At 73.3% G+C, this 22940-nt stretch carries 6 protein-coding genes; 3 read left to right on the plus strand and 3 right to left on the minus strand.

The features are described 5' to 3' along the window. Positions 1-1359 (minus strand): phthiocerol/phthiodiolone dimycocerosyl transferase family protein, encoded by a 1359-nt coding sequence (locus V6U77_RS08980; RefSeq protein ID WP_334605776.1) that lies wholly within the window; start codon positions 1357-1359, stop codon positions 1-3. Beyond that, positions 1356-14822: a non-ribosomal peptide synthetase/type I polyketide synthase gene (locus tag V6U77_RS08985; protein ID WP_334605777.1), complete on the minus strand. Its 13467-nt coding sequence runs from the start codon at positions 14820-14822 to the stop codon at positions 1356-1358. The genes V6U77_RS08980 and V6U77_RS08985 overlap by 4 nt, the downstream gene beginning before the upstream one ends. A gap of 321 nt (positions 14823-15143) precedes the next feature. Between V6U77_RS08985 and V6U77_RS08990 the strand changes: the two genes are divergently transcribed. The 3 genes from V6U77_RS08990 to pheT all read left to right on the plus strand — a co-directional run bounded on the left by V6U77_RS08990 (position 15144) and on the right by pheT (position 20619). After that, positions 15144-16604: a cytochrome P450 gene (locus tag V6U77_RS08990; protein WP_334605778.1), complete on the plus strand. Its 1461-nt coding sequence runs from the start codon at positions 15144-15146 to the stop codon at positions 16602-16604. Between the two features lie 488 nt (positions 16605-17092). Then, positions 17093-18166, plus strand: coding sequence for a phenylalanine--tRNA ligase subunit alpha (locus V6U77_RS08995; protein ID WP_334605779.1), 1074 nt, complete (start codon positions 17093-17095; stop codon positions 18164-18166). A gap of 11 nt (positions 18167-18177) precedes the next feature. Continuing rightward, a complete protein-coding gene (pheT, locus tag V6U77_RS09000) occupies positions 18178-20619 on the plus strand; it encodes a phenylalanine--tRNA ligase subunit beta (RefSeq protein ID WP_334605780.1) in 2442 nt (813 codons plus the stop codon). 60 nt (positions 20620-20679) lie between these two features. Here the strand turns inward: pheT and V6U77_RS09005 are convergent, their stop codons facing one another. Further along, positions 20680-22308: an alpha/beta hydrolase gene (locus tag V6U77_RS09005; RefSeq protein WP_334605781.1), complete on the minus strand. Its 1629-nt coding sequence runs from the start codon at positions 22306-22308 to the stop codon at positions 20680-20682. Positions 22309-22940: the final 632 nt, after the last annotated feature.

The following is a 22940-nucleotide window of genomic DNA, read 5'->3' on the forward strand; positions in this document are numbered from 1 at the left end:
TCAACCTTTCGTCGCAGTGCCGGCCGGCGTCGCGTCGTGCAGGCCCGACAGCAGGGCCCGGACGGCCGCGTCCGCGATCTGCCCGGCGCGCTCGGGACTCACCGCTCCGTCGATGTACGTGAAGTTCCAGTGCAATTTCCCGTGGCTGGTGTTCACCGCGGCGACCACCTGACCACTGACCGAGATGCCGGCGACGAACTGCGCCCCGGAGAGCCCCCAGCCACCGACCCGGTCGGGCAGGTCGACGCGGCCGAGGTTGGACAGGCAGACGTTGCCCGGCCCCATCCGGTCGACCACGGCGACCGCCCGGGCGCTGCGTGCCACCGACGGGGGCGACATCCGCCGCAGCAGGGAGACCAGCGCCAGGTGCTGCCGCCACCGTCGTCGGCGGCGCAGGTCCCGCGACGCGCCCCGGGCGGCCGTCCACAGGTCGACGGAGGGGCCGACCCGCACGTACGACGGCACGGTGGCGACGTACGCGCCGGCGTCCTCCCGGGTCACCGGGGGATGCAGTTCGGTGCGGAAGTCGACCGGCGAGCCGACGCAGATCCGTCCCGTCCACCCCGGCGACGCGACCTCCGCCACCCCCGCTGCCATCGCCGCGGCCAGCGCGGTGTGCACGGTCACGCCCTCCCTCGAGCACCGGCTGACCAGCGCGTCGAGCTGGTCCGCGGTCAGCTCCCGGCGCAGCAGCCGGCTCCGCCTGCGGTCGACGGGCACCGGCGTCTGCGGGGTCAGCCGGCGGGGCCGGGCGACGGCCGTGACCGCGCCGTCGGCGAGCACCGCCGCGACCAGGTGTGCGGCCCGGGGCAGCCCGGCGACCCGCCGGGGCAGCAGCGCCTCCGGCGCCGGCAGCGGCCGTCGTGGTCGCGGTGCCCCACCGGCGGTCAGCTCCACCAGCCGGCGCAGCAACTCCAGCGCGGTGGTCCCGTCGGCGATCACGTGGGACGCCGTCAGGACCAGGTCGTGATGTTCCTGGTCGGTGCCCACCGCGTGGCCGACGTCGACGATCCGGGCCAGTGGTCCGCTCCGCCAGTCGACGGGGGTGGCCAGCTCGACGTCGTCGACCTCGCGCTCCCACCGGCGGCCGTCGGCGGGGTCGGCCCGTACGGTGCGGACCGGGATCCCGGCCTGCCGGGCGGGTACGAAGCACGGGTCTGCGCCGTCCGGCCCGGCGGCGATCGCGACCCGCAGGAGCGGATGCTCGCGGGCAAGCGACGCGCCGGCGCGCACCAGGTCCTCCTCCGGGTACGCCCCGGCCACGCGCACCCGGGCGACGACGTTCAGGGGCGAGACCTGGTCACAGACCCAGTACCACCGCTCCATCGGGCTCAGCGGTCGACGCACCTCGCCGGTCATCGCACGGCTCCCCGGGCGCCGGCGTCGGCGGCCGCATCGCCACCGGCCTCGGCGTCGGCGAGGGCCGTGCCCAGCCGCTGGGCCAGCACCTCGACCTGGGGGGAATCCATCATCGACAGGTGGTGGCCCGGTACCGGGACCGTCGTCACCGACCGGTCGGCCAGCCGCTGCCAGCCGTTGCTGGCGCTGTCGAACATGCCGCCGAACGTCCGGTGCACGGCGGCCAGGCCCGCGGGCAGTTCCTCCGCGGCCTTCAGCAGGCGCAGCGGGTGGCGTATCCGGTCGGGGCGGTAGTCCAGCGCGGCGCGGTAGTTCGCCCGGAACACCCCGTAGAGCCGGCGCAGCAGCCTCGGCGAGCCGTCCGCGGGCAGGATCCCCAGGCCGACGGCGCGCTGGAACATCGCCCCGAACAGCTCGTCGAGGGTCCCGTCCGGCAGGTCCGGCCGGTCCGCCACCGCGGTCTCCCCGGCGGAGTACAGCAGTTCGCGGAAGAACAGCTCGACCAACTGCCGCTCGTCGATGACCGGCCGGACGTCGTCGGCCAGGGCGACGGTGTCCAGCAGCGTCACCGAGGCGACCTGCGGCTCGTCGAGCCGGCGGGCGATCTCCACCGCCAGGTAGCCACCGAAGGACCAGCCGGCGAGGTGCAGCGGGCCCTCGGGCCGGATCCGCCGGATCGCCGCCAGGTAGGCCTCGGCGAGCGAATCCATCGAGGCCAGCGGCGTGGTGCCCGGCTCGATCCCGGCCGCCTGGAGGCCGTACACCCCCCGGCTGCCGGGCAGGTGGCCGGCCAGCTTCCGGTAACACAGGACGGTGCCGCCGATCGGGTGCACGAGGAACAGCGGCGGTCCCTCCCCCGGTTCCCGCAGGGTGACCACGGGATCGAAGGCGTGGCGGACGCCGCCGGCGCGGACCACCGCAGCCAACTCCCGCGCGGTCGGCGCGGCGAGGAACGTCCGCAGCGGCAGGTCCACCCCCCACTGCCGGGCGATGGTCATCGCGACGCGGGTGGCCCCGATCGACGTGCCACCGGCATCGAAGAAATCGGTGTCGACGTCGAGCGACTCGACCCCGGCGAACTCCGCCAGCAGCTCGGCCACGGCTCGCTCCAGCCCGGTCCCGGCCGGTCCGGTGGCCCGGGACGCGGGCGGAGCGAGGGCCCGCAGCGCGGCGTCGTCACGCTTACCGCTGGGGGTCAGCGGCAGCGCCGCCACCCAGCGGCAGTGGGCGGGAACCATGTACGCGGGCAGGACCCGACGCAGCTCGGCGCGGAGCGCGTCGAGGTCGACCAGGTGGGGATCGCCCACCAGGAACGCCTCCAACACCGCGTCGGAGTCACCCAGCTCGCGCGGGAGCACCGCCACCTGGCCGATCCCGGGGTGCCGGGCGGCGAACTCCAGGACGGCGAGCTCCACCTCGGCGCACTCGACCCGGTGGCCGCGTATCTTGACCTGGCCGTCGGTCCTGCCCAGGCACACCACCTCGCCGTCGGGCAGCACCATCCCGAGGTCGCCGGTACGGTACCGGACCCGCCCGTGCGGCCCGGCGACGAACCGTTGGGCGGTGAGGGCGGGACGGCGCTCGTATCCCTGGGCGAGGCACGCACCCTCGACGTAGATCTCGCCCCGCACGTACGGCGGCACCGGGCGCAGCCGGTCGTCCAGGACGGTGACCACGGCGCCCGGGACCGCCCGGCCGACCGGGGGCAGCGCCGGGTACGCCGCGGCGTCCGCCGGCAGGCGGTGGGCCAGCACCACGTGGGTCTCGGTCGGTCCGTACTGGTTCTCCAGCACGATCCCGGGGTGGGCGGCGCACAGGCTCCGGATCTCCGGGGTGACCCGGAGCTGCTCGCCCGAGGAGATGATCGTCCGCAGCGCGCCCGGGTACCGGCCGGTACCCGCCGCGACCTCGGCCAACGCCTGCAACGCCACGTACGGCAGGTGGATCCGGTCCACCGCGCCGTCGTCGATCACCCGGAGCAGGGCCGCCACGTCCCGGTGCACATCCTCGTCGATCAGGTGCAGGGTCCCGCCCGCGCACAGCGTGGAGAAGATCTCCTGGAAGGCGACGTCGAAGCTGAGCGGCGCGTACTGCAGGGTGGTCCGCCCGGCCCCGCCCGTGGTCCTGTCGTTCTGCCACCGCACCAGGTTGGCCAACGCCCGGTGCGGCATGGCCACCCCCTTGGGTTCACCGGTGGAGCCGGAGGTGAACAGCACGTACGCGATGTCGTCCGGCCGGATCCGGGGTAGCGGGACCGGGTCGTCGGCGTCCGGGGCGACGAACAGCGCGGCCGCTTCGACCGACGTGGTCCCGCCGGGATCGGTGGCGTCACCGCCCGCCGGGTCGGCCGCTTCGGCGACGGTCAACCGGGGCGCGGCTATGTCGATCATCGAGCGGAGGCGTGCCGCCGGGTACGTCGGGTCCAGCGGCACCACCGCTGCCCCGGCCCGCATCACCCCCAGCACCACCGCCACCACCTCGGCCGAACGCCTCAGGCGGACCGCCACCCGGTCACCGCGCCGCACGCCCCGACGGGCGAGCTGCTGCGCCACGACGTCCGCCGTGTCCGACAGCCGGCGGTGGTCCCAGCGCTGCCCGAGCCCGACGAGGGCCGGCCGGGTCGGGTACCGGGTCCCCGCGTGCGCGACCTGCCCGGTGACGTCGGGCTCGCGGAGCACCGTCAGGTCGACGTCGCCGTCCGGATCCCGGACGAGCTCCGCCAGGACGCCGACGAGGAGGCGACCGAACTCCGCGCACTGGGCGCCGACCAGCCCGGTGGCGCCAGCGCTGAGCCGCAGTCGGAGCCGGCCGTCGCGGGGGTCGACCAGCGCGGTCGTCAGCAGCGCGAAGTTCGTCTCCTCGCGCACCTCGACGTCGACGAGCGTGACCCGCCCTTCGGTCAGCAGGTCTTCGAGGCTGTGGTAGTTGACGAAGTTGAACGCCGTCTCGACGACCGGAGCCCCGGGCTTGCCCATCTCGCTGACGGGGAAGCGGCGGTACGGGAAGGCGTCACGCTCCCAGCGGACCACCTGGCGCACCGCCTCGAGCCAGCTGCGCTCGCGTCCGTCGAGCCGTACCGGGACGGTGTTGAGGAACAGTCCGGCGCAGCGCTCGGCGTCGGGGCGTTCCGGCCGGGTGTGCGTGACGCAGCCGGTGACGACGTCGTCCGTCCCGGACATCGCCCGCAGCGCGAGGCAGTGCGCGGTCAGCAGCAGCGACTTCAGCGGTACGCCGCGCTCCCGCACGAACCGCCGCAGGCAGTGGTCCAGCCAGGCGGGCAGCGCCACGTCGTGCGTACCGTCGTCGGTCTCCGGTCCGACGTGGGGCCGTGCCGGTTCGATGGTGGTGGGACGGCTGCCGGCCAGGGCCCGGGCCCAGAACGTCCGGGAGGCGGCGTCGTCCAGCGACTCGCGTTCGGCCCGTACCTGCTCGGCGAGCAACAGCGTGCTCCCCGCCGGCGGCTCGTCCCCGCCGGGCGAGAGGTAGTCGTGCAGCAGCTCGCGGACGAGGTTGGCGACGCTCCAGCCGTCCAGGATCGCGTGGTGGAAGCTGATCACCAGGTCGACGCCGTCCGGCCGGACGAAGACCCGCACGGCGTGCAGGCCCGCGGGGGCGGCCTCCTCGCCGGCCAACGGATACCGGACCCGGCGCATCTCGTCCAGGTACGCGTCCACGTCCACGTCGGTCGCGTCGACGATCTCCAGCCGGTCCGGGATGTCGTGGTAGACCAGTTGCAGTGGCGTCGACCGGCCGGTGAGATCGAAGTTCGCCCGCAGCGCGGGCTGGCGCCGCACCAGCCGCCGGTACGCGTCGCGGAACGCCGGCTCGTGCCAGGGCATGGTCAGCCGGTACCGGAAGACGTCGTGGTAGAGCGGCGAGTCCTCCCGTTGCAGGCTGTGGTACAGCATGCCGAGCTGGAGCCGGGAGGCGGGGAAGGCATCCTCGACGTCCGGCAGGGCCGCCAGGTCGATCAGCGGCACGAGCGCGAACGGGGCGGTCACCGCCCTGTCGGCCGTACCGGGCCGGGCATCGGCGGCGACCTGGGCGGCGAGTCCCGCGATGGTGGGGCGGGCGTGGAAGCGCTCGACGTCGAAGGGCAGCCCGCGTCGTTCCGCCTCGGTCCGCAGCCGCAGCACCAGGATGGAGTCACCGCCCACGGTGAAGAAGTCGTCGTGCACCCCGAACCTGTGGGACCCAAGCACCGCGCGCCAGACCTCGGCCAGTTCCGCCTCGATCGGGCTGGCCGGCTCGTCCGGGCCGGTCGTGGAACGGTCCGGTGCGGGCAGCGCCCGCCGGTCCACCTTGCCGCTGTGGGTGAGCGGGAGCCGGTCGAGGCGGACGAACTCGGCCGGGATCATGTACGAGGGGAGCCGGTCGGCGAGGAAGGCGACCAGGCCCGCCACGAACGCCCGCCGATCCTGCGGGGCGGCCTCCCCGGTCGGGACGACGTACCCGACCAGGCGTGTCCCGGTGTCGGTGCGCTCGTCGACCACTGCGGCGGACGCCACCGTCGGACACCGGGTGAGGGCCCTCTCCACCTCACCGAGGGTCACCCGGTTGCCGCGGACCTTCACCTGGTCGTCGAGTCGGCCGAGGTACTCCAGGGTGCCGTCGGCCAGCCAACGGGCCATGTCACCGGTGCGGTAGCGGCGCCGCTCCGGGAGGGACTCGTCGACCACGAAGACCTCGCTGGTGCGGGCGGGCTGTCCGAGGTATCCCCGGCCGACGCCCACGCCGGCGATGTTCAGCTCGCCCGGCACTCCGATCGGGCAGCGCCGGCCTGCGGGGTCCAGCACCAGCAGCGCGACGTTGTCGATGGGCCGGCCGATGGGCACGCGGGTGACCGGTCCGGTGGGCGGCACGTCGTACCAGGAGACGTCGACCGTCGCCTCGGTCGGCCCGTACAGGTTGACCAGCTGCACCCCGGGCTGCCCGGCCGCTGCGAACACCGACCGGAACCGTTCGGCCAGCGCCGGGGTGAGCGCCTCGCCACTGCAGAACACCCGGCGCAGCGAGCGCACCTGCCTGGCGGCCCCGGCGTCCTGCGCCAGGTGGTCCAGGAAGGGACCGAGCATCGACGGAACGAAGTGCACGACGGTGACGCCGTGCCGGGCGATGGCCGCGGCCAGCTCGCGGGGATCACGCTCGGCGTCCACCGGCGCCAGCGCGACCCGGCTGCCGGTGTGCGCCCACCACATCAGCTCCCAGACCGAGACGTCGAACGTGGCGGGGGTCTTGTGCAGTACGACGTCGTCGTCCCGCAGCGGGTAGCGGCGCTGCATCCAGGTCAGCCGGTTCACCACCGAGCGGTGTTCGATCATCGCCCCCTTCGGGGCGCCGGTGGAGCCGGAGGTGTAGATGACGTAGGCCAGGTCGTTCGAGCGGGTGGTGGTCGGCGGCGCGGTGTCCTCCTCCCCGGCCGCCTCCGCCGGCACCGGCACCGCCTGGATGCCCAGGCCATCCAGCAGCTCCTCGGGCGCTCCGATCGCCATCCGCGCCCCGCAGTCGGTCAGGATGACCCGGTTGCGCTCGCGGGGGTGCTGCGGGTCGAGCGGCACGTACGCGCCACCCGCGGCGTGAATCGCGTGCACGGCGACCAGGAACTCCAGGGAACGGGGCAGTACCACCGGCACGCACTCCTCGGGGCGTATCCCGGCCCCGCGCAGCCGACCGGCGAGGGCGCCGACCCGCCGGAGGAACTCCCCGTAGGTGACCGTGAACGTCCCGCCGTCGGCCGCGAGGCCGACCACCGCCGGCCGGTCCGGGGTGCGCCTGGCCTGCTCGGCCAGAAGCCGGTCCAGGGTCGCCGTCTCGTCCAGCTCGGCCGGGGCCGGACGTTCGAACCGGCTGATCCGGGCGGTCTCGTCCGGGCCGAGCATGGTCAGCGTCCGCAGTGCCGCGTCGGGACGGCGCAGCCCTTCGTCGAGCAGCGCGGCGACGTACCCGATCGCGGCCTCGATCCGCAGGTCGTCGTCGAAGACGTCGGCGGCGTAGAACACCTCGATGTCCAGGGAGCCGTCCAGTTCGTGCTCCCGGACGACGACGTTGACCGCGTCGAGGGAGTACCCGGAGGCCAGCACGGTCATCTCGACGTCGTCGCCCCCGCCGGGGACGGTGATGTAGGAGTAGGTGACATCGAACAGCTCGCGGGCCGGGTGACCCTCCTCGCGCAGCGCGGCACGCAGGTCACCGAGCGCGAACCGCTGGCGGGCGGTGAGGTCCCAGACGTCGGCCCGGATCCGGTCGGCCAGGTCGAGCAGGCTGTGCTCCTCGTCGACCGGGACGGGCAGCGGCAGGATGGAGGTCACGTCGGATACGGTGGCCAGCTCCTCCGGGGTACGCCGGTTCAGCAGCGGGACGCCCAGCACGACGTCGCCGTCGCGGTGCAGCCGGTGCAGACAGGTGGCGAGCGCGGCTGCGGTGACCGAGAAGATCGAACGGCCGGTGGCCCGGACCCGGTCGGCCGTGCGGGCGTCGACGTGCAGGGACCGCTGCCGCCTGCGGTGCTCGCGCACGGTGGCGGTGCGTGGGAACAGGGCCGGGTTCAGCCCCGCGACGGCAGCCACGAGCGCGTCCCGGTCCGCCCGCCAGTCCGGCGAGTGCCGGTACGCCTCGTCCGCGTCGACGACGTCGAGGCAGCTCGGCGCCGGGTCGGGCGGAGTCGGGTCGTCGGTCGCCCGGTAGCCGGTGCGGATCTCGTCGACCACCAGGTTGATTCCCCAGGCGTCCGCGACCACGTGGTGGAACCGGCAGTACAGGATCAGCGAGTCGGGGTCGTCGACCAGGATCGCGAACTGCGCCAGCGGCCCGTCGAGCGCGACGACGGTGTCGGTGGTCCGGCTGATCCAGCGCCGGCACGCCTCGGCCGGATCGGGTTCGGCGAGGAAGGACACCACCTCGGGCTCGCCGATGTCGGGCAGCACCCGCTGTCGCCACTCGTCGCCGCAGCGCACCAGCCGCAGCCGCAGCGCGTCGTGTCGCGCCACGGTACGCCGGACCGCCGCCCGGAGCCGGTCCACGTCGGTCGCGCCCCGCAGCCGCAGATAGCCGCTGGGCTGGGCGAGCGGCAGGTCGGGGTAGGTCAGCGCGACCGCGACGACGTCCCGCTGGTGCCGGCTCAGCCCCCGGTCCGCCGTGTCGCGGTCTGCCGTGTCGCGGTCCGCCGTGTCCCGGTCCGCCGTGTCGCGGTCCGCCGTGTCGCGGTCCGGCGGGGTCGCCACCCGTCCGGGGGCAGCCCCCCGGCCGAGGTCTGCAGGTGTCGGTCCGGCAGGGTCGGGTGCCGCGATCGGTGTCGGCGCGGTGTCCCCGACCGTCGGCTCGTCGACGGTCGGGCCGAGCAGGTCGATCAGGTGCCCGGCCAGCGCCGTGGGCGTCCTGTAGGTGAAGACGGCCGTGGCGGCGATCGGCAGGCCGGTGGCCTGGCGCAGCCGGTTGCGGAAGTCGACGGCGCCGAGCGAGTCGAATCCGATGTCCCGGAAGTTCGCCTCGGGCTGCACCGCCTCCGGTGAGTCGTGACCGAGCACGGTGGCGGCGACGCGCCGGACGAGGTCGAGCACCGCCACCGACCGCCGTGCCGCCGGCATGTCGGCCAGGCCGTCGACCGACTCCCCGGCCGGACGCCGGCCGTCGCTCGCCGCGCGTAGGCCAGGCCGGACGGGTCCGCCGAGGATTGCGGGGCGCTCCCCCGGCTCGGCGCTCCGTCCGGCGGTGGGGGCGAGGCGGGCCGGCACGAGGAACGACCGGCCGGTGTCCAGCGCGGCATCGAACAGCGCCAACCCCTGCTCGTCGGAGATCGGCGACCACCCGGTCCGGCGCAGCCGTGCGTGGTCCCGGTCGTCGAGGTGGCCGGTCATTCCGCTCGCCTGCGCCCACAGCCCCCAGGCGAGGGAGGTCGCGGACAGGCCGAGATGACGCCGGTGCGCGGCCAGCGCGTCCAGGAAGGTGTTCGCCGCGGCGTAGTTGGCCTGGCCGGCGGTGCCCAGCACCCCGGCGGCCGACGAGAAGAGCACGAACGCGGCCAGGTTCAGATGACGGGTGGCCTCGTGCAGATGCCAGGCCGCGTCGAGCTTCGGCCGCAACACCCGGTCCAGCTGCTCGGGCGACAGGGTTCCGAACAGCGCGTCGTCGAGCACGCCCGCGGCGTGCACCACCACGGTCAGCGGGTGCCGTGCCGGCACCGCGGCCAACACCGCGTCCAGGGCGCTCCGATCGGCGGTGTCGCAGGCGACGATCCGCACCCGGGCGCCCAGCGCCCGCAGGTCGTCGGCGAGCGCCCGCGCCCCGGGGGCCTTCGGGCCGCTCCGGCTGAGCAGCAGCAGGTGCCCGACGCCGTACGCGGTGACCAGGTGCCGGGCGAACAACGCGCCGAGTGCCCCCGTTCCGCCGGTGATCAGCGCCGTTCCGGCCGGGTCCGGCCGCCGGGGCAGGGTGACGGCGAGCTTGCCGGTGTGTCGGGCCTGCCCGAGGTGTTGCAGCGCCGCCGGTAGCTGCCGGACGTCGCGCACCGAGACCGGCAGCGGCCGCAGCTCCCCGCGGTCGAACATGGCGCCCAGCGTGCGCAGCATCCCCTGGGTCTCCTCCGGCCCGACCAGAGTGAGGTCGAAGTGGCGGTAGTGGACGCCGGGGTGGCTGTCGGCGACCGCGCGCGGGTCGCGGACGTCGGTCTTGCCCAGCTCGATGAAGTGGCCTCCGCGGGGCAACAGGTCGAGGGAGGCGTCGACGAATTCGCCGGCGAGCGAGTCGAGCACGACGTCGACGCCGGCACCCCCGGTCGCTGCGAGGAACCGGTCCCTGAACTCACAGGTACGCGAGCTGGCCAGGTGCTCCTCGTCCACCCCCAGCGCGCGCAGGACGGGCCACTTCGACGGGCTGGCGGTGGCGAAGACCTCGGCGCCGGCGTTGCGGGCCAACTGCACCGCGGCCATGCCGACCCCGCCGGCACCGGCGTGCACCAGCAGCCGTTGCCCGGCGTCCAGCCCGGCCAGCCTGTGCAGCGCGCAGTACGCGGTCAGGAACACCGCCGGCGTGGTCGCGGCCTGCGCCCACGACCACTCCGCCGGGAAGCGGGTGAGGAACCCGTGGTGCCGCACGACGCGCGGACCGATCCCGAAGAAGATGCCCATCACCCGGTCGCCCGGCCGCAGCGTGCGTACGTCGTCAGCGACCTCCAGCACCACGCCGGCGCCCTCGTTGCCCAGGTCGGCTCCGGCATCCGGGTACAGGCCGTAGGCGATCATGACGTCCCGGAAGTTCAGGCCCACCGCGCGGACGGCGATCCTGACCTCCCCGGCAGCCAGCGGCTGGGCGGCCTCGGGCCACGGCTCGAGCCCCATGTTGCCCGCGTCGAGGGTGCCCTCGCCCCGGGTGCGGAGCTGCCAGTCGTCGTCGCGCAGCCGGTCCAGACCAGCGGTCACCGATCCGGCGGCCCGGGTCAGGCGCGGGACCCGGAGCTCGCTCCGCCGGACCGCCAGCTGCGGCGCGCCGCTGGCCAGCACGGTCGGCACCAGGTCCGGCCAGCGCGTCTCGGCGTCCACGTCGACCAGGACGATCCGGCCGGGGTGCTCGGTCTGCGCGCTGCGCAGCAGGCCCCACACCGGCGCGTACGCCAGGTCCTCGACGTTCTCGCCGTCGTGGGTGGCGACGGCCCGCCGGGTGAGCACCACCAGCGGCGCGCCCTCGAACCGGGGCTCGGTCACCCACCGCCGGGCCACGTCGAGGACGTCGGTGAGCGCCCGGCGCACCCGGTCCGGCAGGCCGTCGCCGGGGGCGGCGGCGCAGCTCAGCACAGCGGCGGCGCCCGGCGCGGTGTCCGGCCACCGCGTCCACGGCTGCCCGCCGCCCGCCGGAGCCGGCACGGTGACGGGGGTCCAGTCCAGACCGAGGAGCATGTCGTCGGTGTCGGCACCGGCCGCGAGCAGCCGGTCGCGGGCGATCGGCTGCAGGACCAGCGACTCGACGGTGCAGACCGGCTGCCCGTCGGCGTCGTCGATCCGCAGTCGGTAGCCGTCCGGCCCGTTCGCCCGGATCCGCACCCGGGCGACGGTCGCGCCGACGGCGTGCAGGCGCACCCCGGACCAGGCGAAGGGCAGACGGACCGGGGCCGCCGCCGCCCGGTCCGGATCGAGGTGCTCCAGCGCGTGCAGCGCGGCGTCGAGCAGGGCCGGGTGCAGTCCGAAGCCGCCCGGGTCGACCCCGTCGGGCAGGGCCACCTCGGCGAGGACCTCGTCGTCGCGGCGCCACACCGCTCGCAGGCCACGGAAGGCCGGGCCGTACTGGTAGCCCCGCGCCGCCAGCCGTCGGTAGGCGTCCGACACGTCGATCCGCTCGGCGTCGTCGGGCGGCCAGGAGATCGGATCGTCGTCGGTGGTCGGGCCGGTCGGACCCGGCACCAGGACCGCCTCGGCGTGCCGGGTCCAGGCCGGCCGGACGTCGACCGCTGTGGACGACTCGCGGCGCGAGTAGATCCGCACCGTACGTCCCCCGGCGGACTCCTCGGCGACCACCAGCCGCACGGCGACGGCGGTGTGTTCCGGCAGGACCAGCGGATGGTGCAGCACGAGTTCGTCGACGACGGGACAGCCGACGTGCTGGCCGGCGGTGACGGCCAGCTCGGCGAGGGCCGCGCCGGGCAACAGCACGACCCCGTCGACGGCGTGGTCGGCCAGCCAGGGGTGCTGGTCCGTCGACAGTCGGCCGGTCAGTTGCGTCCCCTCCACCTCGGGGTGGTCGTGCGCGGCGTCGAGCAGGGGGTGCGCCACCGCGTCCGGGCCGGCGGGCTTGGCGGCCGGGCCGGGCGCCAGCCAGAACCGCTTGCGCTGAAAGGCGTACGTGGGCAGGTCCACCGGGCGGGGCCGGTATCCGGCGAGGTGGCTCCCCATGTCGACCGTCCGGCCGGCCACGTGCACCTGGGCAGCCGAGAGCAGCAGCCGACGCAGCCCGCCCTCGTCCCGGCGCAGGCTGCCGACGACCAGGGTCGGGTCGGTCGACGGGGCCTCCGGCAGGGACTCCTCGGTGCCGACCGTGAGCACCGGGTGCGGACTCGCCTCGATGAAGATCCGGTGCCCCCGGTCGTACGCGGTGCGCACCGCGTCCGCGAACCGCACCGGCTGGCGGAGGTTGCGGTACCAGTACCTCGCGTCCAGCGCGCTGCCGTCGACCGGGCCACCGGTCACCGCGGAGATGAACTCGGTCGGGCAGTCCACCGGGGCGATGTCGGCGACCGCCCCGCGCAACGTCTCCTCCAGCACCTCGACGTGTCGGGAGTGGGACGGGTAGTCGACGGGGAGCCGGCGCGCCTGGACGTCGGACGCCGCGCACTCGGCCATGAACTCCTCGATCGCGGCGACGTCGCCGGACACCACGGTCGCCCGCGGGCCGTTGACGGTCGCGATCTCCAGGCGCCCGGCCCACCGGCGCAGGCGGTCGGCGACGTCGGCGGCGGCGAGCGGCACCGACACCATCCCTCCGGTGCCGGCGATGGCCATGATCGCCCTGCTGCGCAGGGTGACCACCTTCGCCGCGTCGCGCAGCGAGAGGGCTCCGGCCACGTACGCCGCCGCGATCTCCCCCTGGGAGTGTCCGATGACGGCGTCGGGGCGGACGCCGAACGCCTCCCAGCAGCGGGCGAGCGAGACCAGCACGGCGAAGAGCGCGGGCTGCACCACGTCGACCCGGTCCAGGCGCGGTGCGCCCGGGGCGCCACGCAGCACGTCGGTCAGCGACCAGTCGACGAACTCGGCGAACGCCCGCTCGCACGCCTCGATCTGCGCGGCGAAGACTGCGTCGCCGGCCAGCAGGTCGGCCGCCATGCCCGGCCACTGCGAGCCCTGGCCGGGGAAGACGAGGACCACGCCCCCGTTGACGCCGGCCCGGCCGGTGAGGCGGCGGTGCTCGTCCGGTCGGTCCTCGGCGAGCGCGGTGAGCGCGGCGAGTGCCTCGGTCCGGTCGCCCACCACCAGGGCGGCGCGGTGGTACAGGTGCGCGCGGCGGGTCGCCGTGGCGTGGGCGACGTCGACCGGGCGCACCGACGGCCGGTCCCGCAGGTAGGAGTGCAGCCGGGCCGCCTGCTCACGCAGCGCCGCCTCCGTCGCGGCCGAGAGGAACAGCGGTACGACCTGCGGCTCCGTTTCCGCTGGGCCGGCGTCGGGCTCCGGCGGGGGCTGCTCCAGGAGGACGTGGGCGTTGGTGCCGCTGATGCCGAAGGCCGACACGGCCGCCCGCCGCGGCCGGTCGCCCGTGTCCGGCCAGGGGGTGTTCCCGGCCACCACCCGGACGCCGCCCGACGACCAGTCCACCGCGTCGGTCACCCGGGACAGCAGCGCGGTGCCCGGCACCTCGGCGCGGCGGATCGCCTCGACCATCTTGATGACGCCGGCGATCCCGGCGGCGGCCTGGGCATGGCCGATGTTCGACTTGACCGATCCCAGCAGCAGTGGCGGGTCGCCGGCCGACCGGGCCGCGCCGTAGGTGCCCTGCAGGGCCCGCGCCTCGATCGGGTCACCGACCTTGGTGCCGGTGCCGTGCGCCTCCACCACGTCGATGTCGGCGGGCGACAGCCCGGCGTCAGCGAGCGCCGCCCGGATCACGCGCCGCTGACCGGCCTCGCTCGGCGCGGCGAGGCCGTCGGAGGCGCCATCCTGGCCGAGCGCGGTCCCGCGCAGCAGGGCCAGTACGGGGTGTCCCCGGCGGCGGGCGTCGGAGAGCCGTTCCAGGACGACCACGCCGGCGCCCTCGGAGACACCGAAGCCGTCGGCGTCGGCGGAGAACGGTCGGCTGAGCCCGTCCGGCGCCAGCGCGCCGAGGTGCCCGAACCCGACGAAGATGCTCGGCGCGCACACCACGTTGGCCCCGCCGGCGAGCGCGACGGTGCACTCGCCGGCCCGCAGCGCCCGCACCGCGAGATGCACGGCGGCCAGTGAGGACGAGCAGGCGGTGTCCACGGTGACCGCTGGTCCCGTCAGACCGAGCTCGTAGGCAACCCGGCCGGACGCCACGCTCGGGGTGGTGCCCGTGGTGAGGTGACCGGCGTACTCCGCGTCGCCGACGAAGACCCGAGGCCCGTACTCCTGGGCAACGACGCCGAAGTAGACCCCGGTCGGGGTGCCGGCGAGGGTGGTGGGGTCGATGCCCGCGCGTTCCAGCGCCTCCCACGAGGTCTCCAGCAGGAGCCGCTGCTGCGGGTCCATGGCCAGCGCCTCCCGGGGGCTGATGCCGAAGAACGCGGCGTCGAAGTCACCTGCCTCGGCCATGAACGAGCCGCCACGCGCGTAGGTCGACCCTGGCGCCGACAGGTCGGGATTGGTGAGGGCCGCGAGGTCCCAGCCCCGGTCGCTGGGGAACGCGGGCGTCGCGGCGGTCCGGCCCTGGGAGACGAACTCCCACAGTTCCTCCGGTGCGCAGAGGCCCCCCGGATAGCGACAACCGATGCCGACGATGGCGATCGGTTCCGCGGCGGACATGGGCATGCCAAGATCGAATTGAGTCGACACTCTGCGGCCCCTCGTGAGTTCTCGCTGCCGTCCGGCGCTCGGCATCGGCTTACTGACGAATCGACAAGCGCCAATCAGTCCGATCTCCCGGTGAAGCTTCCCCCGGGGTCGGCTGGATGCCCGAGAACATAACACGGAGATCGATAGCCAACAGCAATGTTCATCTATGCAAGATTATGACAGTGGCAAATGCTGGCGATCGAAGTCCCACGATGGCATGATCGGCCCGAACCCAGCCGGGTCAACGCACCGGCGTTCCGCCCTGCCCCGGCGTCGCGGACCTGAAAGGCAGCCCGCATGACGATGCGAACGGGAATGGCGCCCTCCCAGAACGCAGGACTCGTCGAGGTCACCTCACTGGGAATCCTCGATGAACTTCTGGCCCGCACCCCGTTGCGGCCGGGCGTCCTGGCCACCCCGCCGGCCGGCAGCGGCCTCAAGCCGGTGCCGGGTGACCGTGGGTTGCCCTTCGTCGGGCTGGGCCTGCAGACCGTCCGGTACGGACCCGCCTTCCAGATCCAGCTCATGCGACGGCACGGCCCCGTGTCGTGGTGGCAGGCCTTCGGTCGCCGGATAGTCGCCGTCTGCGGGCCGGAGGCCGTTTCGGCGGTGCTGTCCAACCGGGACCGGGCGTTCGGGACCGGCTGGCCCGCCGTCATCGGACCGTGGTTCGACGGGGGCCTGCTCGCGACCGACCCGCCCCGGCACCTCGCCGACCGGCGGCTGATGCAGGCCGCCTACAGCGAGGACGCCCTCGGTGGCTACCTGCGGCGGATGGCCGCGGACATCGGGACCGCCCTGGACCGATGGCCCACGGACCGGCCCGTCAAGGCGGTGCCCGCGATCCGTGCCCTGTCCGGCGAGATCACCACCGGGGCGTTCCTGAACGAGCCGTACGACCCGGTCGGGCGGGAGGTGATGGACGCGGTCGAGGCCTGCATCCGCGCGGAGACCGCCCTGGTCCGGCAGCCGGTGCCCGGCACCGCCTGGCGCCGGGCGGACCGGGCGCGTCGCTGGCTCACCGGGCACCTCGGCGCGGCCCTGCCCGCCGCGCGCGCCCGTACGGGCGACGACTTCCTCTCCGTGCTGTGCGGGCTGACCGGGACCGACGGCTCCGGGTGGGACGACGCCCAGCTGGTCGAACACATGATCTTCACACTGATCGCGTCACACGACACCACCACGGCGGCGACCATCGCGACCCTCTACTTCCTCGGCAAGCACCCGCAGTGGCAGCGGCGGGCCAGGGCCGAGTCGTTCGCCTGCGGCGACGTACCGGCGGACCTGGCCTACCTGGACCGGCTCCGGACCCTCGACCTGGTCGTCAAGGAGAGCATCCGCCTCGTCTCGCCCTCGCCGATCGCCATGCGGGTGACGGTCAAGGACACCGACATCCTCGGCCACTTCGTGCCCGCGGGCCAGCTCGTCTGCGTGTGCACCGGGGTCAACCAACTGCTGCCCGAGCTGTGGCCCGAGCCTCAGCGCTTCGACCCGGAGCGGTTCGACGAAGACCGGGCCGGGGACCGCGTCCACCGGCTGGCCTGGGCACCCTTCGGCGCGGGCCAACACAAGTGCATCGGGATGCGGTTCGGGATGCTGAAGGTGAAGGCGACCCTGGACGCCCTGCTGCGCAGGTTCACCTGGTCCTTCCCGCCCTCGTACGAGGCACGCTGGCGGTTCACCTCGCTCCCGGCGCCGGCCGACGGGCTGCCCGTCGTCCTGCACCGGGCGCACGCGCGGACCGCGGGGTCGGCGTAGGCGCGCCGCACCACCGTCCTGCCGTGCGGCGAGCGCCTCCGACGACCGTCGCCCCCGGTCTTCCGGTAGCGGCTGGTGTGCCGGCCGGGCTCCGGCACCGCGTGCCAGCCGTACTGCCCAGGGGCGGCGCATCCGGGGTCCGGACGACCGACCGGATGCTGCTCCGCGCCATTCTTCGGAGATCACGTGCGCCTCGGCATGGACAGCGTGCCGGAGGTCAGCTTCGCTGACCACCTTGTCCGACCATTACGAAACAAACCCTCACGGTAAATGCACCGCACCCGGTCCCGGCATAAGCCGGTGTCCACATTTTGGGAGACCGGAAAGCGGCCGTGAGTGCCGGGCTGCGTCAATGGCCCGCGGGCGTGGCGGCGGTACGCCGCGCGGACGGGCAAAACCCTCGCTGTCGGCAGTCGCTCCACTAGCATTGGCGCCATCTGCTGGCGCCGAGACCACTTCATCCAGGCTGCCATCGACAAGGAGTGGATGTGACGCAGACCGCCCCATTGGTCAGAGACTTCCTCGACCGGCTCGCCAACCTGCGCGAGCAGGCCATGCACGCCGCTACCACGGTGGAGACCACCGGTGAGCTGACACAGGTGCGTCGTCGCTTTCTGGGCCGGTCGGGGGAGTTGCTGGGTCTGCGCCGGACGATCGGTGCATTCTCGTCGGCGGACCGCAGGGTGGTCGGTGCGGCTCTCGGGGACGCCCAGTCGGAGCTTGAGCGCACGCTCGCCCGACGCGAGGAGCAGCTGCTCGAGTCGGAGCCGGCGCTGACCGGACCTTTCGACGTGACGCTGCCCGGACTGCCTGTCTCGGGCGGCTCCGGCGGCCTGCACCCGACCACCCAGCTGATGTACGACCTCAACGACGCGTTCACCGCGCTCAACTTCGAGGTGTACGAGGGTGCGGAGATCTCGTCGGAGCTGTACGAGTTCGACCACCTGAACTTCCCGGCCGACCACCCGGCGCGCGAGTCCATGGATACCTACTGGCTGACCGGATCGGAGACCGCCACCGGGCCGCGACGGCTGTGCCTCCGGCCGCATCTGACCGGCGCGAGCATCCGCTACATGCGCGAGCACGAGCCGCCGTTCCGCTTCGTCTACCCCGGTCGGGTCTACCGCAACGAGAGCACCGACGCTCGGCACGAACGGGCGTTCTACCAGTACGAAGTCCTCATCGTCGATCGTCACGTACCGCTGGCCGCGGGAAAGTTCCTCGTGGACACCGTCCTCGACACCGTCTTCGGCAGGCACGTGGTGACACGGATGCGGACGGGCTTCTTCCCGTTCGTCGAACCCGGATTCGAGATCGACATGCTCTGCCAGGTCTGCGGTGGACAGGGATGCCGCACCTGCCACCAGGTCGGCTGGCTGGAGGTCATGCCGGGCGGTGCGCCCCACCCCAACGTCCTGCGCGCGGGCGGGCTGGACCCGGACGAGTGGACCGGCTGCTACGTCAACATCGGCCTGGACCGGCTGGTGATGATGCGCTACGGCATAGACGACGTGCGGCTGATGCACTCCGGTGACCTCCGTTTCCTGACCCAGTTCGCCTGAAAGGTTTTCGTGTGAGGATCTCCCTCGACTGGATCCGTGACTACGTCGACCTGCCCACCACCGTCGACGTGAAGGAACTCGCCCACGTCCTCACGCTGAAGACCGTCGAGGTCGAGCGCTGGATCGACACCGGCGAGCGGTTGGCGCACGTCGTGGTGGCCTCGGTGACCGACGTCCAGCCGCTCGGCACCCGGGGGGTGTCGCTCACCTGCGACGTCGGAACCGGCCAGGCGGTCTCCGTCGTCAGCCGCGTCGCGGGCGTCACCGCCGGGCGGGTGCTCGCCCTGGCGCTACCGGGAGCCCGGTTGGCCGCCCGGGGCGAGGGGGAGCAGCAGGCGGAGACGGTGGCCGTACGCGAGGTGTTCGGCGTGCTCAGCCACGGGGTGCTGGTCTCGCCGGCCGACGTCGGTCTGCAGAACCTGTTTCCCGAACCCGGCGACGGCCTGCTGGACTGCGCCGAGCTGGAGGTACCACCGGGGACGCCGCTGGCCACGGCGGTCGGATTCGACGACTGGGTGCTGGAGATCGACAACAAGTCGCTGACCAACCGGCCCGATCTGTGGGGCCACTACGGCATGGCTCGCGAGATCGCGACCATCCACGGACTTCCGCTGAAGGCTCTGCCCGGGCACGCGTCGCCGCCGCTCACCGACGGGCTGGTCGGCGCTGTCGATCCCGCGCTGTGCCGGCGCTTCACGGCCGTGCGGTTCGCCGTGGACCGGCTGCCGCCGACGCCGATGTGGCTGCGTTCGCGCCTGGCCAGGGTCGGCGAGAGCCCTCGTAACCTCTGCGTCGACCTGTCCAACTACGTCATGCACGCCGTCGGTCAACCCAACCACGTCTACGACGCCGGACGCGTCGCCCTTCCGCTGAGCGTCCGCGCCGTCGAGTCGCGCACCAGGTTGGACCTGCTGGCGGGGCACACCCGTGAGGTGGAGCCCGGCACCCCGGTCGTCGCCGACGCGGACGGGCCCGTCGGGTTGGCCGGCATCATCGGGGGCGCCGGCAGCGGCGTGGGTCCCGACAGCCGCACGTTCGTGCTGGAGACCGCCAACTTCGACCCACGAGCAGTCCGACGTGCGTCCCAGCGGACGGGGCTGCGTACCGAGGCGTCCTCCCGGTACGAGAAGAACCTGGACACGCCTCGGATCGACGCCGCCGTCGGGTTCTTCCTGCACCTGCTCACCGGTGCCGCCGATGCGGTTCGCCTCGACGGCATGCAGGACGTGACCCACGTGGCCACCGAACGGGCGGTCGTCACCACGAGCCTCGACTTCCTGTCGGCACGCATCGGGGAACGGCTCGGCGTCGCCGAGGTGCGGGACGCGTTGACCCCGCTGGGCTTCGAGGTCGTCGGTGCGGACGGACGACTGACCGCGACAGCCCCGCCGTGGCGGTCCACGGGGGACATCAGCCTCCCGCACGACATCGCCGAAGAGGTGGCCCGGATCCGGGGCTACGAGAACATTCCCAGTGCCGGTCTGACGGTCACGCTGAACCCGGTGCGGCAGCTCAACGCCAGACCGGTGGACCGGGTCCTACGTGAACAGCTGGTCCGGGCAGGCATGCGTGAGGTGATCTCGTACCCGTGGACCGCCGACTCGTTGCTGCTCGCCACCGGGCACGCCAAGGCCGACACGGTCCGGCTGGTCGGCGCGCCCGCCCCTGACCGGGAGAGCCTGCGACCCTCGCTGGTGCCGAATCTCGTCGAGACGGTGGCTGCGAACCTGCGCCACCAGCCGGAGTTCGGCATCTTCGAGGTCGGCACGGCGTTCCGGGCCCGACCGCCCGGCGACGCCGGGGACGACCCGGAGGACGAGCACCTGCCCGAGCAGCGGCGGCTGCTCGCCGCGGCGTTCGTCGGCGCCGACGGGCCGACCCTGTTCCGCCGGGCGAAGGGCGTCCTGGAGTTCCTCACCCAGCGGGCCCAGCTGGCGGACACGGACCTCGATCCGGTGTCCGACCCCGCAGCGCAGCGGGACAGCTGGGCCGACCGATCGGCGTGCCTGGCCATCGTCAGCGCGGGGCGCCGGGCCGGCACGCTGGGTCTGGTCACCACCCGGGTCCGGCGGGCGGCCGGTATCGCCGGGCAGGTCGCCGTGTTCGAGCTGGACGTCGACGTCCTCTCGACGTACACGTCGCGGCACAACGTCCACCAGCGGGTACCGGACCACCCGGACGCCGACTTCGACCTCTCGCTCGTGGTCGCCGAGACCGTGCGCTGGCGGGACCTCGTGACGACGGCCCGCCGCGTCGACCCGTGCGTGCACGACGTCGCGTACGTCGACGAGTTCCGCGGTTCCTGGGTGCCCGCGGGTCATCGTTCGCTGAGCCTGCGGATCACCGTCCGCTCGGCCGAGCGGACCCCCACCGCCGACGACATCGGACGAGCCAGGCAGCGGGTCCTGGACGAGCTGGCGGCGCGGCACGGGGCACACCTGCGCGTCGTGTGAGTCGGCCGGGCGACGGGGTGGCGTGCCGTGACGGCGCGCCACCCCGCCCCGCAGATGCGGCTACCGCGGAGCGACGAGCCGCCGCAGCTGGTCGCGCGCGGCGTCGCCGTCAGCTCCCGGGAGGGCCGGGGCAGAGCTGGGTCGCTGCCCGGCCACCTTGGCTGGCGTCGGCCTCGGCACCGGCTCGCACTGGACGTCGGAGCGCCGGCCGGACCTGCGCTCGGGCAGCGCACCGGTCAGCAGGTAGTCGGCGATCCGGTCGTCGACGCAGGCGACGCCGCCCAGCGAGCTCGCGTGGGTGGTGCCGCCGACGCCCTCGATGAGTACCGACTTCGGGAAGCGGCTGCGCACCTCGAGGGCACCGGAGTACGGCGTGGCCGCGTCGAACGTCTCGTTCACCAGCAAGACCGGTGGTGCCGCGGAACCGTCGACCTCGACCGGCCGGCCGGCTCCGGCACCCCAGTGGCGGCACGGCGCGTTGTACCACGCGTTGCTCCAGGTGTAGAAGGGCGCCCGAGCGAAGACCCGCCAGGTGTCGGCCTTCCACCGGGCCCAGCTCCTCGGCCACTGCACGTCGGTGCACTGGACCGCGAGGTAGACGGCGTACCCGTTGTCGGCGCCCACTCCCTGCGGGTGGCTGGAGTCGTACAGCGCCTTGATGCCGGAGACGTCACCGTCGTGGACGTAGCTGGAGAACGCCTGCGCGACCGGCTGCCAGGCGTAGACGTTGTAGCCGGCGGGAAGGAACGCCTCGGTCAGCTCACTCGGGCCGATGATCCCGTCCGCCGGTGCCCTGAGCAGTTTGTGCTGCACGGCGTAGAAGCGCCGCTCGACCTCACCGCCGCTCCTGCCCAACCGGTAGACGTCATGGTGCTCGGCGATCCAGTCGAAGTACGCCTTCAGGTTGCGGTCGAAGGCGACGTCCTGGTTGAGGTTGGCCTGGTACCACACCGTGCGCGGGTCGGTGTTGCCGTCGAGCACCATGCGGCGCACCCGCTGCGGGTACAGGGTGGCGTAGACCTGGCCCAGGTAGCTGCCGTACGAGAAGCCGTAGAAGTTGAGCTTCGGCTCACGCAGGGCCCTGCGGATGCTGTCCATGTCCTTGACCGTGTCGGTCGTCTTCATGTGGTCCAGAAGCCGCCCGCCCGCCCGGTCGCAGGCGTGGGCGTAGTCCTTCGTCCGCCGTAGCCAGGTGCGTTCGAGCTGGCCGGTGACCGGCACGTGGAACGGTTGGCGGTAGCCGAAGTAGCTGCCGTCGCAGGACAGGGAGGGTTCGCTGGCGCCGACGCCGCGCGGATCGAAACCGATCCAGTCGTACGCCTCGCCCGCCTGCTTGGGTACGAGCCCGCCGACGACGGCAGACAGCGGCAGGCCGGACGCTCCGGGACCACCCGGATTGATCAACATGATGCCCTGGTACTGCGCGTCGGGCGTCTTGTGCCGCACCCGCGACACCGCGATCTTGATCTTTTCGCCCCGCGGGCGGTCGTAGTCCAGCGGGACCTGCACGAAGCCGCACTCCGCGCCGCCCTGCTGCAGGCCGGGATCCGCACAGCGGCCCCACGCGATCGGCGGCGGTAGGTAGGCCTCGTGCTCGGCCGGGATCGGCGCCGCCTGGGCCCCCGGCGAGACGACCAGCGCACCGGCGAGCAGGCTCGCGACGGTGGCGGTCGCAAGGAGTCTGTTCATTCCGTCCCTTTCGCTCTCCCTAGCGTCGGTGGGTTCCAACCCATCCATGCCCACCGAAGTGTCCGAAACAGTGTGCCGCGTAGTGTTTGATTTCCACACCCCCGCGCCGGGTTGCATCGCCGCGGGGCATTGTGTTAATGCCGATATGGTGTGCGGCTTTGATGGCCGGTCCGCGCGGCACTGTCGCACTAGGAACGATGGCTCCGAATGTCGGAATCGCCACCAAACCGCGCGTAGAACCCGATCTGACTGCCGCCCGCATCGCCGATGTCGGCGCTTGGTGACGTCCTCCCACTATCAGGCATCCGACAGTTGTCGCCGCAACAATGACCGCCTCCGGGCGCTTAGCTGCAGGTGAATGGGGGGATGCCGGCCCCATGACGCAGGGCTAGCGGGCGACTCCAGCCAGTGCTATGCTCCCGTTCATCGATTAATTAACTCCTATGTCGTGTGGAGGTGGGGCGTCCCGCGCCAGTCGTTTCCGGCTCTCGACACCGTGGCACAAGCGGGTTGTGGTGCCGGCGGCCCGGGGGTGGTAACCAGGCGCAACTCTTTTTTTTGTGCTCAGGACCCCGACGCGACTCGACGTGCCGAGTCCGGTTGGTCGGCGTCCCTGTGCAGTGACAACGCTG

Source organism: Micromonospora sp. CPCC 205546 (assembly GCF_036902715.1).
In the GTDB taxonomy this organism is placed as follows: Bacteria; Actinomycetota; Actinomycetes; order Mycobacteriales; family Micromonosporaceae; genus Micromonospora.

What these genes read in the sequence shown, in the direction of transcription:
- V6U77_RS09005 (WP_334605781.1), bottom strand. Translation starts at nt 22,308, where the DNA reads ATGAACAGACTCCTTGCGACCGCCACCGTCGCGAGCCTGCTCGCCGGT.
- V6U77_RS08980 (WP_334605776.1), bottom strand. Translation starts at nt 1,359, where the DNA reads ATGACCGGCGAGGTGCGTCGACCGCTGAGCCCGATGGAGCGGTGGTAC.
- V6U77_RS08985 (WP_334605777.1), bottom strand. Translation starts at nt 14,822, where the DNA reads ATGCCCATGTCCGCCGCGGAACCGATCGCCATCGTCGGCATCGGTTGT.
- V6U77_RS08990 (WP_334605778.1), top strand. Translation starts at nt 15,144, where the DNA reads ATGACGATGCGAACGGGAATGGCGCCCTCCCAGAACGCAGGACTCGTC.